Source organism: Massilia genomosp. 1 (assembly GCF_011682185.1).
GTDB lineage: Bacteria > Pseudomonadota > Gammaproteobacteria > Burkholderiales > Burkholderiaceae_D > Telluria_A > Telluria_A rubra.
Genome location: NZ_WHJF01000002.1, coordinates 81564 through 97220, shown reverse-complemented (window position 1 = coordinate 97220; position 15657 = coordinate 81564). Strand labels below are relative to the sequence as shown.

At 63.0% G+C, this 15657-nt stretch carries 15 protein-coding genes; 10 read left to right on the top strand and 5 right to left on the bottom strand.

Annotated elements, in window-relative coordinates; genetic code table 11:
* Positions 1-181: 181 nt before the first annotated feature.
* The 3 genes from argC to rplM all read right to left on the bottom strand — a co-directional run bounded on the left by argC (position 182) and on the right by rplM (position 2470).
* Complete coding sequence (gene argC / locus F1735_RS01135) at positions 182-1219, bottom strand: N-acetyl-gamma-glutamyl-phosphate reductase (protein WP_167235202.1); 1038 nt, start codon at positions 1217-1219, stop codon at positions 182-184.
* 414 nt (positions 1220-1633) lie between these two features.
* A complete protein-coding gene (gene rpsI, locus F1735_RS01130) occupies positions 1634-2026 on the bottom strand; it encodes a 30S ribosomal protein S9 (RefSeq protein WP_054266290.1) in 393 nt (130 codons plus the stop codon).
* 9 nt (positions 2027-2035) lie between these two features.
* Positions 2036-2470, bottom strand: a complete 435-nt coding sequence (gene rplM / locus F1735_RS01125; protein ID WP_054266289.1) for a 50S ribosomal protein L13 — start codon at positions 2468-2470, stop codon at positions 2036-2038.
* Between the two features lie 329 nt (positions 2471-2799).
* Here rplM and F1735_RS01120 point away from each other — a divergent pair, with 329 nt between their 5' ends.
* From F1735_RS01120 to F1735_RS01105, 4 genes are all read left to right on the top strand, one after another.
* Entirely contained in the window at positions 2800-4239 is a 1440-nt protein-coding gene (locus tag F1735_RS01120) for an alpha/beta fold hydrolase (protein ID WP_373888448.1), read from the top strand.
* 14 nt (positions 4240-4253) lie between these two features.
* A complete protein-coding gene (locus tag F1735_RS01115; RefSeq protein ID WP_167235201.1) occupies positions 4254-4985 on the top strand; it encodes an ABC transporter ATP-binding protein in 732 nt (243 codons plus the stop codon).
* Positions 4982-6166: an ABC transporter permease gene (locus F1735_RS01110; protein ID WP_167235200.1), complete on the top strand. Its 1185-nt coding sequence runs from the start codon at positions 4982-4984 to the stop codon at positions 6164-6166. The genes F1735_RS01115 and F1735_RS01110 overlap by 4 nt, the downstream gene beginning before the upstream one ends.
* A 66-nt stretch (positions 6167-6232) precedes the next feature.
* Positions 6233-6655, top strand: coding sequence for an OsmC family protein (locus F1735_RS01105; RefSeq protein WP_167235199.1), 423 nt, complete (start codon positions 6233-6235; stop codon positions 6653-6655).
* A 164-nt stretch (positions 6656-6819) separates the two neighbouring features.
* Here F1735_RS01105 and coq7 read toward each other — a convergent pair whose 3' ends face one another.
* Positions 6820-7464, bottom strand: coding sequence for a 2-polyprenyl-3-methyl-6-methoxy-1,4-benzoquinone monooxygenase (coq7, locus tag F1735_RS01100; protein ID WP_167235198.1), 645 nt, complete (start codon positions 7462-7464; stop codon positions 6820-6822).
* 28 nt (positions 7465-7492) lie between these two features.
* The gene (locus tag F1735_RS01095; protein WP_229505576.1) at positions 7493-7978 is read right to left on the bottom strand and encodes a hypothetical protein; all 486 of its coding nucleotides are present in this window, start codon (positions 7976-7978) and stop codon (positions 7493-7495) included.
* 98 nt (positions 7979-8076) lie between these two features.
* On the opposite strand from F1735_RS01095, the gene F1735_RS01090 reads away from it, so the two are divergent.
* The 6 genes from F1735_RS01090 to F1735_RS01065 all read left to right on the top strand — a co-directional run bounded on the left by F1735_RS01090 (position 8077) and on the right by F1735_RS01065 (position 15620).
* Complete coding sequence (locus F1735_RS01090) at positions 8077-8856, top strand: ABC transporter ATP-binding protein (RefSeq protein WP_166893154.1); 780 nt, start codon at positions 8077-8079, stop codon at positions 8854-8856.
* Positions 8857-8859: 3 nt separating this feature from the next.
* On the top strand, positions 8860-10056 hold the full coding sequence (locus tag F1735_RS01085) for an ABC transporter permease (RefSeq protein ID WP_167235197.1): 1197 nt from the start codon (positions 8860-8862) through the stop codon (positions 10054-10056).
* Between the two features lie 330 nt (positions 10057-10386).
* On the top strand, positions 10387-11277 hold the full coding sequence (locus F1735_RS01080) for an ABC transporter ATP-binding protein (RefSeq protein ID WP_167235196.1): 891 nt from the start codon (positions 10387-10389) through the stop codon (positions 11275-11277).
* Positions 11278-11288: 11 nt separating this feature from the next.
* Complete coding sequence (locus F1735_RS01075; RefSeq protein WP_167235195.1) at positions 11289-14855, top strand: ABC transporter permease/M1 family aminopeptidase; 3567 nt, start codon at positions 11289-11291, stop codon at positions 14853-14855.
* 77 nt (positions 14856-14932) lie between these two features.
* Complete coding sequence (locus F1735_RS01070; protein WP_167235194.1) at positions 14933-15169, top strand: hypothetical protein; 237 nt, start codon at positions 14933-14935, stop codon at positions 15167-15169.
* 19 nt (positions 15170-15188) lie between these two features.
* The gene (locus tag F1735_RS01065; protein ID WP_167235193.1) at positions 15189-15620 is read left to right on the top strand and encodes a hypothetical protein; all 432 of its coding nucleotides are present in this window, start codon (positions 15189-15191) and stop codon (positions 15618-15620) included.
* Positions 15621-15657: the final 37 nt, after the last annotated feature.

Here is a 15657-nt window from a genome sequence, read left to right as displayed (position 1 = left end):
AGGAAGGGGAAGCGGCGAACACGGGGGCGGCAAATATGCCGAGCACGAGGGCGGACAACAGGGAACGGCCGAAGGTCATGTCAGTCTTTCTATGATGGATAAATACATCCATCATAGAGACTTGATGACGAATTGGAAAGCTTAATTAAAGTTTAATCTTCCCGGCGGCGCTGGCGAGACCTTACGGCAGCAGCGCCACCTGTTGCAAGCCCAGCGTCTCGTCCAGGCCGAACATCAGGTTCATGCACTGGACGGCCTGGCCGGACGCGCCCTTGACCAGGTTATCCTGGACCACCAGGATCACCAGGGTATTGCCGTTGTTCGGCCGATGCAGCGCCAGGCGCAGCATGTTCGAACCGCGCGTCGAGCGGGTTTCCGGATGCGAGCCGAACGGCATGACATCGACGAAGGGCGCGTCCTTGTAGGTGCTTTCGAACAATTCCTGCAAGGCTTCGTTGCTGATATCGGTGGTCAGGCGCGCGTACAGGGTCGAATGCATGCCGCGGATCATCGGCACCAGGTGCGGGGTGAAGATCAGGTTGACTGGCAAGCCGGTAAAACGCTGCAGCTGGGCCACGGTTTCCGGGGTATGGCGATGGCCGGACACGCCGTAGGCCTTGAAATTATCGCTCGACTCCGAGAACAGGGTGCTGATTTCCGCCTTGCGGCCGGCGCCGGACACGCCCGACTTGGCGTCCGCGATCAGGGCGCTGGCGTCGATCAGGTTCGCCTTGAGCAGCGGCACGAAGCCCAACTGCATCGTGGTCGGATAACAACCCGGATTGGCGATCAGGCGCGCATTCTTGACGGCTTCGCGGTTCAATTCCGGCAAGCCGTAGACGGCCTCTTCCAGCAATTCCGGGCAGGTATGCGGGATTTTGTACCACTGCTCGAAGGTTTCCTGGTTTTTCAGGCGGAAGTCGGCGGCCAGGTCGATCACCTTGACGCCGGCGGCCAGCAGGGCCGGGGCCTGGGCCATGGCCACGCCATGCGGGGTAGCGAAAAAGACCACATCGCACTTGCTCAGGTCGACCTTGTCGGGGGCGGAGAACGCCAGGTCCACCTTGCCGCGCAGCGAAGGAAACATATCAGCGACGGGCAAGCCATCTTCCTTACGCGAGGTAATCGCGGTCAGCTCCACATCAGGGTGGACCGACAGCAGTCGCAGCAATTCCACGCCCGTGTAACCCGTACCGCCGACGATGCCAACTTTGATCATATGTATTCCTTGAAAGTAAATGGTGGGCCATGCCCGAAAGATGGTGATTCTAACAGCGCCCGCAAAACGCTGCGCAGCGCTGGACAACGCCAACCCGCGCCAACCGGGGTCAGAGCTTTAATTAGCAAGATTGTTAAACCGGGGTCAGAGCTTTAATTAGTAAGATTGTCGAGGATTATTGCGACATCAGAAACAGATCAGCACGGACAAGTTCAACATGCCGCCAACCTGATGCAATTGCTGCGGATGGGGACCGCCCGAGCAATAGTTCTCAGCATTTTCATGAAATGCAGTAAATAGTTGCAAGTAAAAGCTCTGACCCCGGTTGGGGCGGCATGAAACAAAAAAGCCGCGCGACTTCGCAGTCGGCGGCTTTTTTGACGGCGGCGCACCGAAGTGCGCGCCAGAGGCGAATTAACGCTTCGAGAATTGCTTTGCGCGACGTGCTTTGCGCAGACCAACTTTTTTACGCTCGACTTCACGTGCATCGCGGGTAACGAAACCGGCACGTGCCAGGTCGCCCTTCAACGATGCGTCGTAGTCGATCAATGCACGGGTGATGCCGTGACGTACCGCGCCAGCCTGGCCGGACTCGCCACCACCGTGAACGTTGACCTTGATGTCGAAACGCTCGACATTGCCGGTCAGTTCCAGCGGTTGACGGATGACCATCAGGCCCGTTTCGCGCGAGAAGTAGTCAGCGGCTGGTTTGCCGTTAACGATGATTTGGCCGGTGCCAACTTTGATGAAGACGCGAGCGACTGCACTCTTGCGACGGCCGGTGCCGTAATTGTAGTTACCGATCATGTCAGCTCCTTACTTGAACAGCACGAGTGCTGTAGGTTGCTGGGCAGCGTGCGGGTGGGAACCTTCCGCGTACACTTTGAGCTTCTTGATCATGGCGTAGCCAAGCGGGCCTTTAGGCAGCATGCCCTTGACCGCTTTTTCAAGCGCGCGACCAGGAAAACGCTCTTGCATTTTCTTGAAGTTGGTTTCGTAGATACCACCTGGGTAGCCCGAGTGACGGTAGTACGTCTTCTCGGTTGCCTTGGTACCGGTCACGCGCAGTTTGCCTGCGTTGATCACGACGATGAAATCGCCGGTGTCGACGTGAGGAGTGAATTCGGGTTTGTGTTTGCCGCGCAACCGGAGTGCCACTTCGCTGGCAACACGTCCGAGGATCAGATCCGTCGCGTCAACCACGAACCAATCGCGCTGGACTTCATGTCCCTTAGCGGAAAAAGTTTTCATGTTGACTTCCTAAATATAAAACTTATTAAATCGCTCAAATGGTGGTTCCGCTCATGCTACCCGCGGACTCTGCCTTATTGTCTTTTCCTGAGCAAACGGAAAGCCGGCTACTATAGCGCACTTTCCATAGCCGGGTCAAGCCCCTCAAGCACCGTTCCGGTGATGCCGAAATGACATCGGCGCCATCCCTAGATAAATCGCAAATTGCCTGGGAGCAGCGCGCCCTAGACTGCACCACAGTCGCTCATTTAATTGACGGGGAAAAACTTTCTTGACCACTGAAACAATGTCAACCTACTATGTCTGCGCGCTTATCGTCGGGAGACCTCGTGATATTGAAATACTGCCTTGCCGCTTCATTGATGTCCCTGCTGTCGACCTTGGCGGCGCCCTGCCTGGCCGACGCGCCCCCGCCGGCGCGCATCTGCCACCTGCCCGGTGCCGAGGAAGGCTTGCGTTGCAGCACCTTGAACGTGCCGCTCGACTACCAGCAAAAAACCGGCCCCGCCCTGCCCTTGCACATCACCGTGGCCCCGGCCTTCCGCGAATCGGCGCGGCCCGACCCCGTGTTCGTGCTGGCGGGCGGTCCCGGCCAGGCCGGCAGCGACGTGCTGCCGGTGCTCTATTCCATTTTCCGGCGCGCGCGCGCCACCCGCGACATCGTCTTCATCGACCAGCGCGGCACCGGCCTGTCCGGCAAGCTCGACTGCGATGAGGAAGACTTGCCCGACAATCTCAGCGACGACGAGCAGAACGCCGCCATACGCCGCTGCCTGGCCGGCGTGCGCGCGCCGCTGGCGGCCTACACCACCGAGAACGCGGCGCGCGACATCGAGCAAGTGCGCCTGGCGCTCGGCTACCGGACCATCAACGTCTGGGGCGCGTCCTATGGCACGCGCCTGGCCCAGGCCTATGCGCGCGCCTTTCCCGACGCCGTGCGCAGCCTGGTGCTCGACGGCGTGGCCGCGCCCGACCAGATCATCCCGGCCGGCGGACGCGACGGCCAGGCCGCGCTCGACACCCTGTTCCGCCAGTGCGCGGCCGACCCCGGCTGCAACCAGGCCTATCCCGCCCTGCGCAGCGAGTTCAGCAGCCTGCTGGCCAGGGTCAGCGCCACCCCGGTGCAACTGAACCTGCCCAATCCGCGCACCGCCGAGCCCTTGCAGATGAGCATGACCAAGGAACGCTTCCTGAGCACCGTACACAACGTGCTGTATTCGGCGCTCGACGGGCGCCGCCTGCCGTTCCTGATCCACAGCGCCTGGCAGGGCCGCTGGGCGCCGTTCGTGGCGCGCCGCAATGTCGGCGCCGACCTGGCCGGCGAAGGCGGCACCGCGCTGGTACTGCACATGGCGGTGATCTGCGCCGAAGACTATCCGCGCATGACTCCGCAATTGCTGGCCGAGGACGCCAACAATTCCTTCCTCGGCAGCGGCCGGGTCGGCCAGTTGATGGAGCAGTGCAAGTCGCTCAAGCTGCCGGCCGTGGCGTGGCGCACGCCGACCCCGATCCTGGCACCGGCCTTGTTGCTGTCGGGCGCGCTCGACCCGGTCACGCCGCCGCACCGCGCCGAGGCCGCCGCGCGCCACATTCCGAAGGCCCAGCACCTGGTGGTTGCCAATGCCGGGCACGGCATCTCCTCGCTCGGCTGCGCGCCGCGCCTGCTGCGCGAGTTTCTCGACGCCCCCTCCAGGCAGGTCGCCGCCGCCTGCCTGCGGGAGATCCCGGCCGCCAATTTCCAGGTCGGCAGCGCCGGTCCGCACCCTTAAGCACCGAGGCCACGATGATTGTTGTAGACGATGTAAAAAAACAATTCGGCGCCTTGCAAGCGCTGGGCGGGGTCAGCTTCGCCGCCGCCGACGGCCAGATCACGGCCCTGCTGGGACCGAACGGCGCCGGCAAGACCACCCTGTTGCGCCTGCTGGTCGGCCTGCTCAAGCGCGACCAGGGCAGCATCAGCATCGGCGGCATCGATCCGGCCGTCGATCCGATGGCGGTGCGCAAGGATATCGGCTTCCTCACCGACCAGTTCGGCCTGTACGAGCGCCTCAGCACGCGCGAATACCTGGCCTATTTCGGCGAACTGAACGGCATGACCCTGCCCGCGGTCCAGCGCCGCATCGACCAAGTGGCCGACCTGCTGGTCATGCACGACATCCTGGAGCGGCGCGGCAAGGGGTTTTCTCAGGGCCAGCGCATCAAGGTGGCGCTGGCGCGCACCCTGCTGCATCAACCGCGCCACCTGCTGCTCGACGAACCGAGCCGCGGCCTGGACGTGATGAGCACGCGCGCCCTGCGCACCGCGCTGGCCGCCCTGCGCCGTGAAGGTTGCTGCGTGATCATGGCGACCCACGTGATGCAGGAAGTCACGCACCTGTGCGACGACGTGATCGTCATCGCCAAAGGCCATACGGTGGCCCAGGGCTCGCCCCAGGAACTGTGCCGCCGCACCGGCATCAGCAACCTGGAAGACGCCTTCGTCAGCCTGGTCGGCGAAGAAGGAATCTCGACATGAAGCCGGCTTTCCTGATCGTTTTTCTCAAGGAATTCAAGGAAACGCTGCGCGACAAGCGCGCGCTCGGCCTGCTGGCCCTGTTCACCTTGATGTACCCGCTGATGCTCGGCTACATGCTGAACCAGCAGATCAAGCGCGCCACCCAGTCCGAACGCGAGGGCATGGAACTGGCCGTGATCGGCGCGGCGCGCGCACCGAACCTGATGGCGCAGCTCAAGCAAAAGAACATCACCGTGCAAGAGGCCGGGGAGATGGATGAAGACGCCATCGGCGCGCTGCTGCGCACGCGCAAGGTGGTCGCGCTGCTGCGCCTCGATCCCGAGTTCGGCGAACACTACCGGGCCATGCGCCCGGCCAGTATCGAGCTGTGGTACGACTCGGCCAGCGACAACAGCCAGCGCCAGCGCGATGTCGAGGAAGTGCTGCAAAACTACAGTTCGAACATCAGCAGCGCGCGCCTGCTGGCGCACGGGGTCTCGCCCGCCATCATGACGCCGATTCGCCTGCAGCGCTACGACACCGGCAGCACGGCGGCGCGCTCGGCCGGGCTGATCGGCGCGATTCTCGGCTTCCTGTTTTTCCCGGCGTTCATTTGCGGTTTGTCGGCGGCGGTCGACAGCACCGCCGGCGAACGCGAGCGGCGCTCGCTCGAAGTGTTGATGGCGCAACCGGCCAGTCCCTGGTCGCTGATCACCGGCAAGTGGCTGGCGGCCGGTTCGCTGGCCGTGATCGGCATCACCCTGGAACTGGCGCTGGCGCACGCGGTGCTGTCCTGGCTGCCGCTGGAAGAAATCGGCATGAGCTGGCGCGTCACCTCGGCCCAGCTGGCGTGGGTGTGCCTGGCCACCCTGCCGCTGTCGCTGCTGGCCGCCGGCCTGCATATTGCGCTGGCGATGAATGCGCGCTCGTTCAAGGAAGCCCAGAGCATCCTCAGCCTGGTGACCCTGATCCCGATGCTGCCCGGCCTGGCGGTGTCGATGCTGGAATTGAAAACGGCGATGTGGATGTATGTGGTGCCGATGCTGTCGAACCAGACCCTGCTGCGCGAACTGGCCAAGGGGCAGGAACTGGGCGTGCTGCCCTTCGTGCTGACCTTTTTGAGTTCGATGCTGCCGGCGCTGGGCGCGGTGGCGTTCGCCAGCTGGCGCATGAAAAGCGAGCGCTACGTGCTGTCGGTGTAGGGCTGGCGGGCAAGGCCGGCGCGGCTCCATTACAATAGGCCGGGAACGCACTCATCGGAGAATGAAATGGAAGTCACAGTCAGCTGGAACGGCCCGTCGGGCATGAGTTTTCGGGCGCAAACGGGGTCCGGCCACATGGTCAGCATGGATGGCGCGCCCGAGGGCGGCGGCCACAACCTGGCGCCGCGACCGATGGAAATGGTGTTGCTGGGGACCGGTGGATGCACGGCGTATGACGTGGTGTTGATCCTCAAGCGCGGCCGGGAAGAGGTGCGCGGCTGCGACGTGACGCTCAAGGCCGAGCGCGCCGAGACCGATCCCAAGGTGTTTACCAAGATTCATTTTCACTTCACCGTGACCGGGAAGAACCTGAAGCCGGGGACGGTCGAGCGCGCGGTGAGCCTGTCGCACGACAAATACTGCTCGGCGTCGATCATGCTGGCCAAGATGGCCGAGATCACGCATTCGTTCGAGATTGTCGAGGGCTGAGCCGTTTAGCCGTTTAGCCGTTTAGCCGTTTAGCCGTCGTCCCCGCGCAGGCGGGGACCCAAGTTCGTGCCGATGCCAGCGGCGGATCAGCAAACTTGGATCCCCGCCTGCGCGGGGACGACGGGGCAAGGTGCTCATTATTGCGGTATGGTGCGCCGCTGGCCTCAAACGTAATACGCGGTCGTCGTCATCACCTTCGCCATCGCTGTCATCAGCCCGCGCACCGGCGGCGGCACCGCCACCGCGCCCAGCGCCTGCGCGGCCGCCCCGTGCGCGATTTCGTCGATCCGCATCTGCTCCACCACCGCGCGCGACTTGGCGTCCTGCGCCGGCAGCAAGTCGAGATGGCTGTTCAGATGCGCCTCCACCTGGCGCTCGGTCTCGACCACGAACCCCAGACTGCGCGCGTCGCCCAGTTGCGCCGCCACCGTGCCGAGCGCGTACGCGCCCGCATACCACAAGGGATTGAGCAAACTCGGGCGCGAACCGAGCTCGGCCAGCCGCTGGGCGGTCCACGCCAGGTGATCCTCTTCCTCGCGCCCCGCTTCGGCGAACTGGGCGCGCATTTCCTCGGTCTTGGCAAAGCGCGATTGCGAGTTGTACAGCGCCTGCGCGCACACTTCGCCCACGTGGTTGACGCGCATCAGGCCGGCGCTGAGGCGCTGTTCGGCCTCGTCGAGCTGGCCGTCGTCCGCGTGCGCCGCCGGGGTCGGCCGCGATGCCGAAGCCACGCCCGCGATCACGCGCAGGGCCTTGTCCATGCTGACGATCAGCTGGTCGAGTGGATGGATGGATCGTTGTGCTGACATGCGCTGCCCCGGTGGCGATAAAACACCATTATAGGACTTCCGGCAGTGCCGGGGCGCCGGCCGCCGGGGCGCCGGCCGCCGGGTCGCCGGCCGCCGGGGCGCCCTCGCCCGCCTGGGCCTCGATCCAGTCGAGCAGCGGCCCGCCGGGATCGATCCCGGAAATGTTTTTCGCCACGCCCAGGTTCAGCTGCAACAAAAACGGAATGGTGTCGGACGGCACGTCCGGGCAATGCACGCCGAACGCGGCGATAAACCGGCTCGAGGACACCACCGGCACCACTTTCGCCCCGCTCATGAACTGCAGCACGCTGGTAATCGTGTGGCCCTTGCCGATGGTATGGTAAATGAACTGGTTGAAGTCCCTGTCGACTTTCTTGAAATCGATGGTCTCGGACGTCATCAGCCCGGCCAGGTAGTACAGGCCGAGGGTGACGCGGAAGTATGCGGTCCACTCGGCCGCGTTGCGCCCGCTGCTCGCGACGGCAAGAACTTTTTCTTTGATGGCACTGTCCATGGGCCCATTATCCACATTTCCGACCCGCTGTGGCGGGCTGCCGTGCTTGCGGCGGTGAATTTGTGCTGCTACCCTCACACTTTGAGAGAAGGAACCCGATGATCGAGGTGAAACACCTGGCCAAGCGCTTCGCCGCGACGGTACACAAGGAGCGGCGCGCGCGCCAGCGCGACGTGCGCGAGAGCGATGGCTGGTTCCATGCGGTGCGCGATGTCAGTTTTTCCTGCGCCCCCGGCGAAGTGCTGGGCCTGTTGGGGCCGAACGGGGCCGGCAAGACCACCACCTTGCGCATCCTCTCGACCGCCCTGCGTCCCGACGCCGGCAGCGCCTTCATCGACGATATCGACATCGTGGCCGATCCGATCCGGGCGCGCCAGCGCGTCGGTTTCCTGTCCGGCAGCACCGGCTTGTACGGGCGCTTGAGCGCGCGCGAAAATGTCGAGTATTTCGGGCGCCTGCACGGCATGGCCCCGGAGCGCCTCAAAAAGCGCTGCGACGCCTTGTTCGAGCAACTCGACATGCACGCCTACGCCCACAAGCGCGCCGATGATCTGTCGACCGGCATGAAGCAGAAATGCGCGATCGCCCGCACCGTGGTACACGAGCCGCAGGTGGTGATCCTGGACGAACCGACCACCGGGCTCGATGTGATGTCGGCCCGTGTGCTGCTCGAATTTATCGCCAGCTACAAGGCGCTGCGCATTCCCCTGATCTTTTCCACCCATCACCTGCACGAGGTGGAAAAACTGTGCGACAAGGTCTGCATCATCAACCACGGCCGCAGCGCCTTCAACGGCAGCGTGGCCGAGTTGCGCGAACTGGGCGGCAGCCACGATTTGTACGATGCCTTCGTGCATATCGTCAACCAGGAAGGCTGAGCCATGTGGACCGTGTATTTCAAGGAATTGCTGGAACTGCTGCGCGACCGCAAGACCTTCATCTTCACCCTGCTGCTGCCGATCATCGCGATGCCGATGATTTTCGGCGGCCTGGCGTACCTGTCGTCGACCATTTTCAAGAAAGCCCAGCACAAGGAACTGAGCTACGCCATGTTCGGCAAAGAGCATGCACCGGGCTTGAGCGAGCGCTTCCAGCGCGAAAAAGGCTTGCGCGAGGTGGCGCTGGCCAATGAAGGCGCGATCAAGGCCGCCATCGACACCGACCGCATCACCTTCGCCATCGTGATACCCTCCGGTTTCGAGGATGCCTTGGCGGCGCACCGCCAGGCCCGTGTCACTTTGCACTACAACAACGCGGTGGCGCTCGACATGACCCACAAGCGGGTGGCGGCGGTGATCGAGGCGCACAACGGGGCGCTGCGCGAACAAGCCCTGTCGGCCATGAACATGAGCCGGGCCGAGCTGCGCTTTGCGCTCAATCCGATCGAACTCGACGAACTGTCGACCGCCGGCACGCGCGAGCGGATGGGCGCGCTGGTGGGCGGTTTTCTGCCCTACATCCTGCTGATGGTGTGCCTGATGGCGGCGATGTACCCGGCCATCGACCTCGGCGCCGGCGAGAAGGAGCGCGGCACCCTGGAAACCTTGCTGCTGGCCCCCATTTCGCGCACGGCGCTGGTGCTGGCCAAGTTCCTGGTGCTGTTTACGGTGGGGCTGACGTCGGCGCTGCTGATGGTGGCCAGCATGGGGCTGCTGCTGGCCGTGTTCGGCGGCTCGCTCGAAGGCGGCCTGGCGCAGATGGTGCGGGCGATCGGCGCGCGCGACCTGGCGATGGTGGCGCTGATGCTGGTGCCGACCGCGGCCATCTTTGCCTCGATCCTGCTGTCGATTTCGATTTACGCGAAGAGTTACAAGGAAGCGTCGGGCATGATTTCGCCGCTGATGATGCTGTTGATCGTGCCGATCGTGGTAGCCATGATGCCGGGGGTGGAGCTGAACTGGTTCTGGTCGATGGTGCCGCTGACCAATGTGTCGCTGGCCATGAAGGAACTGGTCAAGGGGACCATGGATTACCGCATGTTTTCGGCGATCTTGCTGTCCACCACCCTGATCGCGGGAGCGCTGCTGGCGTGGTGCAGGTGGTGGTTCAACCGGGAGGAGGTGTTGTTTCGGAGTTAAGGTCTGAAGGTGGCGATCGGCGAACCGGGAACAAACCTCGTGACGTTAGCGAAAATGGCTTTCTCACCACCGCACTCAAAACCGTCTTTCCCGCGCAGGCGGGAAAGACGGTTCTAAAATTGGCGGCAAAAGCAAGCGCGCGTTGTCGCTACCTAAATACCCCCCCTACTCAGACAATCCCCACCCCCCCAATTGTGCAATCTGAGCCCATCAAAACGCCGCGCGTCGCAACAGGCGGCCCGTGTCCACTCAAATTTTATACAATGCAACTCTAGAAGTGCGCCCGGCTACCCGCCGAACGTACGCACAGCACCGTATCAGGAGTCAGGCATGGAATTACGCATCAGGAATTTATCCAAGACCTACGCCAATGGCGTAGTTGCCTTGGATAAAGTTACCCTCACCATCCCCAGCGGGATGTTCGGCCTGCTCGGCCCGAACGGGGCGGGCAAGTCGACCCTGATGCGCATCCTCGCCACCCTGCAGGAATGCGACGCCGGCTCGGTCTTCTTCGGCGACCTCGACGTGCTCGACGACAAGGACGATATCCGCCGCCTGCTCGGCTACCTGCCCCAGGACTTCGGCCTGTATCCCAAGGTCACGGCCTACGAACTGCTCGACCATTTCGCCGTCCTCAAGGGCCTCTCGCAACGCACCCGGCGCCGCGAAGTGGTCGATGGCCTGTTGCAGCAAACCAATCTGTTCGAAGTACGCAACCAGCGCCTCGGCACGTTTTCCGGCGGCATGCGCCAGCGCTTCGGCATCGCCCAGGCCCTGCTGGGCGACCCGCAACTGATCATCGTCGATGAACCGACCGCCGGCCTCGACCCGCAGGAACGGGTGCGTTTCCACAACTTGCTCTCCGACATCGGCGACGACAAGACTGTCTTGCTCTCGACCCACATCGTCTCCGACGTGTCCGACCTGTGCGCCAACATGGCGATCATCAACAAAGGCCACGTGCTGCTGTGCGGCGAGCCGCAAAAGCTGATCGACGATATCGACGGCAAGATCTGGGCGCGCTTCGTCGCCAAGCACGAACTGGCCCATTTCCAGCAAGAACACGCCGTCATCTCGACCCGCCTGCTGACCGGCCGCACCCTGATTCACGTGTATTCCGAGCAAGATCCGGGCGAAGGCTTCGCGCCGGCCGCCGGCGATCTCGACGACGTCTACTTCGCCACCATCGCCGGACGCCACGTCGCGGCCAGCAACTGTTGAAGGTGGCGTCCATGTTGGCAATCGCACTGTTCGAAGCGCGCCAGCGGCTCAAGCTGCTCTCGACCTGGGTCTACTTCGGCATGTTTTTCGCGCTGGCGCTGCTGTGGATGGCCGCCGCCGGCGGGGTCTTCAAGGAAGCCCAGATCACCTTCGGCGGGCGCCTGTTCATCAACGCCCCGCGCTCGATCTCGCTGACCGTCGCCTTCCTCGGCTGCCTGGGCGTGATCGTGATGGCCGCCATGATGGGCCGCTCGGTGCAGCAGGATTTCGAATACGATATGCACCATTTCTTCTTCAGCGCGCCGATCGCCAAGCACGATTACGTGTTCGGGCGCTTTTTCGGGGCCGCGCTGACCCTGGCGGTGGTGTTTTCGAGCATCGTGCTGGGCGCCTGGCTGGGGACCTACATTCCCGGCATCGAAGCCGACCGGCTGGGGCCGTCCGGGGCCTGGATGTACCTGCGGCCCTACCTGTTCCTGACGCTCCCCAACATCTTCATCTTCGGCGCCATCTTCTTCGTGCTGGCCGCGCTGACGCGGCGCATGCTGCCGGTGTACGTGGCCAGCGTGGTGATGATGATCGGCTACATCGTGGCGCCCTCGCTGGCGCGCGACCTCGACTACAAAACCCTGGCCGCGCTGATCGACCCCTTCGGCACCACCGCCCTGATCCGCATCACCGAATACTGGCCCATCGCCGAGCGCAACAGCCGCGCGATTCCCTTCGACGGCGTGTACCTGCTCAACCGCGCGCTGTGGTGCGGCTTCGCGCTGGTGGTGCTGCTGCTCGGTTACTGGCGCTTCCACTTCATCGGCGGCGCCGCTGCCCGCCCGGCCGGGCGCGCGGAAGGCGAGGCCGCCCCGCGCCTGTCCAGCGTGGCCACGGCGACCCAGGAAACGCCCGACTTCCTGGGCCGCAGCCTGGCCCTGTTGCTGCTCAAGTCGAGCTGGCTCAACTTTCGCGAATCGGTCAAGGATGTGTATTTCGCGGTGATCGCCCTGGCCGGCGTGCTGGCCGTGTTCGGCGCCTCGATCAACCTCGGCTCCATGTACGGCACCAACACCTATCCCGTCACCTACCAGGTGCTGGAACTGATCAGCGCCGCGTTTTCGCTGTTCATGCTGGTCGTCACCACCTTTTACGCGGGCGAGCTGGTCTGGCGCGAACGCGAAGCGCGGGTTGGCCAGATGCTCGACGCCCTGCCGCTGCCGAGCTGGCTGCCGATGCTCTCCAAGCTGTTCGCCCTGATCGGCCTGCAAGTGCTGATGCTGGTGCTGGTGATGATTTCCGGCATGCTGATCCAGCTGTTGCGCGGCTACTTCGCCATCGACGTTGGCCTGTACCTGCACAGCCTGTTCCTGATCCAGCTGCCGCAATACGTGCTGGTGGCGGTGCTGGCGATCGCGCTGCAGGTGCTGATCAACCAGAAGTACCTGGCTTACTTCGCCATGATCTTGTACTACTTCGCCACGATCACCTTCGGCTCGCTCGGCCTCGACCATCCGATGCTGCTGTACGGCACCTCGCCCTCCTTCATGTATTCCGACATGAACGGCTACGGCCACTTCCTGGTGCGCGAACGCTGGTTCGAGCTGTACTGGGGCGGCGCGGCGCTGATGCTGCTGGTGGCCTCGCTGGTGTTCTGGCCGCGCGGCTTCAACGCCGAACTGGGCAGCCGGATCCAGCTGGCGCGCCGCAACCTGAGCCTGCCGGTGCTGGCCACCTTCGGCGCCGCCCTGGCGCTGTTCCTCGGCAGCGGCGCGGTCCTCTACTACAACCTGCACATCGAAGGCGACTACCAGACCGCCTGGCAAAAAGACCAGGGCCGCGCCCAGTACGAACTGCGCTACAAGAAATATGCGGCGCTGGCCCAGCCGCGCATCAGCGCGGTCGACCTGAAAGTGGCGATCGTGCCCGAACAGCGGCGCCTGACGGTGACCGGCGTCTACCAGCTCGACAACAAGAGTACGGGGCCGATCGACCGGGTGTTCCTCAGCCAGGACCGCCTGTCCAGCCTGAAAGTGCGCTTCGGCCAGAAAATCACTGCGCTGGTAAGCGACCGCGAGCGCGGCTTTTACGGCTACCAGCTGAGCACACCATTGCTGCCGGGGCAGCGCCTGGCGCTCGAATTCGATGTCGAGTTCGAAGCGCGCGGCATCCTCGGCCTGGAATCGGACACGCCGGTGCTCAGCAACGGCACCTTCTTCAACAATAGCCAGCTGCCGCGCATCGGCTACCAGGCGGCGGCCGAGCTCGAGAACGACCGCGACCGCAAGCGCCACGGCCTGGGGCCGCACGCGCCGCTGCGCTCGCCGCTCGATCCGGTCGGGCTGGCGAACCACTACCTGGGCCAGGATGCCGACTGGATCGATTTCAACGCCGTCATCAGCACCAGCCCGGACCAGCTCGCGATCGCTCCCGGCACCCTGGAAAAGGAATGGATGTCGGCCGGGCGGCGCTACTTCCATTACCGCATGGACAAGCCGATCCTCAACTTTTACGCCTTCCAGTCGGCCCGCTACGAAGTCCGGCACGACCGCTGGCAGGATGTGACGATCGATGTGTTTTACCATCCAGGGCACGACTTCAACGTCGAGCGCATGATCCGCGGCGTCAAGGCCGGGCTCGAATACAACTCGAAGCATTTCAGCCCCTACCAGCACAAGGTGCTGCGCGTGGTCGAGTTTCCGCGCTACGCCGCGTTCGCCCAGTCGTTTCCCGGCACGATCCCGTTTTCCGAGAGCGCCGGCTTCATCGCCCGGGTCGACGACAAGCATCCCAAGGATATCGATTACCCCTTCTACGTGGCCGCGCATGAAGTGGCGCACCAGTGGTGGGGACACCAGCTGGTGCCGTCGAACACGCGCGGCGCCACGGTGCTGAGCGAAACCCTGTCCGAGTACGCGGCCCTGATGGTGATGAAGCAGCACGCCGGCCCGGAACGCATGCGCCGCTTCCTGCGCTACAACCTCGACAAATACCTGATCGGGCGGGCGCTCGAAACCAAGTACGAGTTGCCGCTGGCACAGAACGAAAACCAGAGCTACATCCATTACCACAAGGGTGCGCTGGCCATGTACCTGCTGCAGGATGTGCTGGGCGAAGCGAAGGTCAACGCCGTGCTGCACGAGCTGCTCACCAGCCACGCCTTCCACGGCGCGCCGTATCCGAGCGTGCTGGCGCTGACCGACGCCTTGCGCCGCGCCACCCCGCCCGAGCATGCCTACCTGATCGACGATCTGTTCGACCATATCGTGCTGTATGAAAACCGCGCCATCAGCGCCAGCGCGACCAGGCGCGCGGACGGCAAGTACGAGGTGCTGGTGCGCGCCAGCGCCGTCAAGCAGCGCGCCGGCAAGCTCGGCGATGAAACCGACGTGCCCTTGAAAGACGTGATCGAGTTCGGCGTCGACGACAAGGATGGCAAGCCATTGCTGCGCGAACGGCGCGTGGTCGAGCGCAATACCGTCAGCGTGAGCATGGTGGTGGGCACGCGACCGTACAAGGCGGGAATCGATCCGGATAACAAGCTGATCGACCGCAAGCCGGGCGATAATATGATCGAGGTGGAGCAATAGCGCGCGGCCAAAACAGCAGACTGCGGGTGATACACTATCTCTCGACATCCCTCCTCTCTTTTGCACCCGAGACCACGATGAAGACCACGATGAAAAAAAAACCGAGTACGCCTGTGGCGGCATCGCCATCTCCGCGCATCGCGCCAAGCAAAAATATCTTTACGGAGCGACTCAAGTCTGCTGCGCCACCCGACACCGAGGAGGAATGCCTGACGCCGGAAGAGTTGACATTCCATCTTGCGCTTAGTGCCGAGAACGGTTTCTCGATGGAGGCGGCGCTGGAGCGTCTGTTACAAAAGAAACACGCGAAATAGACGCCCTGAGAATCGGCTCATGAAGATTCACATCGCCAGTGATCTTCATCAGCGATTCGCGTCTTTGGGGGTAAGCCTGGATCGGCTGGTGGACGCCTTCGAAAAATGGAAAAGCGATCCAGACGGACGGCAAACCCTGGTTTTTGGCAGAGACATTGCTAATACAGGGTCCCGGTATGTCAGACACGTTCATATGATTCCAGTCAACCTCGTGGACGATCTGGCAGTATGGAAAAATATCTACGCAAAGAACAAAAAATTCAAGAGTAACCGACCTCAACTTAGCGATCGTTACTTGATCTATGCAGACGGTGGCCGCTACGGATATCTGATCATCGACATGATCAATGATCCCGGAGCCCATGAAATATGGACTGCCAGATTCAAGAGAGTCCGCGATGAGTGGGAGGAAATCGCGTCAGATTTCGTCTGTCTCGGAAAAATACCTTAGCCGCCTCACCCTACTTTCCCATTCCGCTTGCTCTTAC

Bases quoted from the DNA above. Each gene is read 5' to 3' on its own strand.
- argC (WP_167235202.1), bottom strand. From the start codon at position 1,219: ATGATCAAAGTTGGCATCGTCGGCGGTACGGGTTACACGGGCGTGGAA.
- rpsI (WP_054266290.1), bottom strand. From the start codon at position 2,026: ATGATCGGTAACTACAATTACGGCACCGGCCGTCGCAAGAGTGCAGTC.
- rplM (WP_054266289.1), bottom strand. From the start codon at position 2,470: ATGAAAACTTTTTCCGCTAAGGGACATGAAGTCCAGCGCGATTGGTTC.
- F1735_RS01115 (WP_167235201.1), top strand. From the start codon at position 4,254: ATGATTGTTGTAGACGATGTAAAAAAACAATTCGGCGCCTTGCAAGCG.
- F1735_RS01110 (WP_167235200.1), top strand. From the start codon at position 4,982: ATGAAGCCGGCTTTCCTGATCGTTTTTCTCAAGGAATTCAAGGAAACG.
- F1735_RS01105 (WP_167235199.1), top strand. From the start codon at position 6,233: ATGGAAGTCACAGTCAGCTGGAACGGCCCGTCGGGCATGAGTTTTCGG.
- coq7 (WP_167235198.1), bottom strand. From the start codon at position 7,464: ATGTCAGCACAACGATCCATCCATCCACTCGACCAGCTGATCGTCAGC.
- F1735_RS01095 (WP_229505576.1), bottom strand. From the start codon at position 7,978: ATGGACAGTGCCATCAAAGAAAAAGTTCTTGCCGTCGCGAGCAGCGGG.
- F1735_RS01090 (WP_166893154.1), top strand. From the start codon at position 8,077: ATGATCGAGGTGAAACACCTGGCCAAGCGCTTCGCCGCGACGGTACAC.
- F1735_RS01085 (WP_167235197.1), top strand. From the start codon at position 8,860: ATGTGGACCGTGTATTTCAAGGAATTGCTGGAACTGCTGCGCGACCGC.
- F1735_RS01080 (WP_167235196.1), top strand. From the start codon at position 10,387: ATGGAATTACGCATCAGGAATTTATCCAAGACCTACGCCAATGGCGTA.
- F1735_RS01075 (WP_167235195.1), top strand. From the start codon at position 11,289: ATGTTGGCAATCGCACTGTTCGAAGCGCGCCAGCGGCTCAAGCTGCTC.
- F1735_RS01070 (WP_167235194.1), top strand. From the start codon at position 14,933: ATGAAGACCACGATGAAAAAAAAACCGAGTACGCCTGTGGCGGCATCG.
- F1735_RS01065 (WP_167235193.1), top strand. From the start codon at position 15,189: ATGAAGATTCACATCGCCAGTGATCTTCATCAGCGATTCGCGTCTTTG.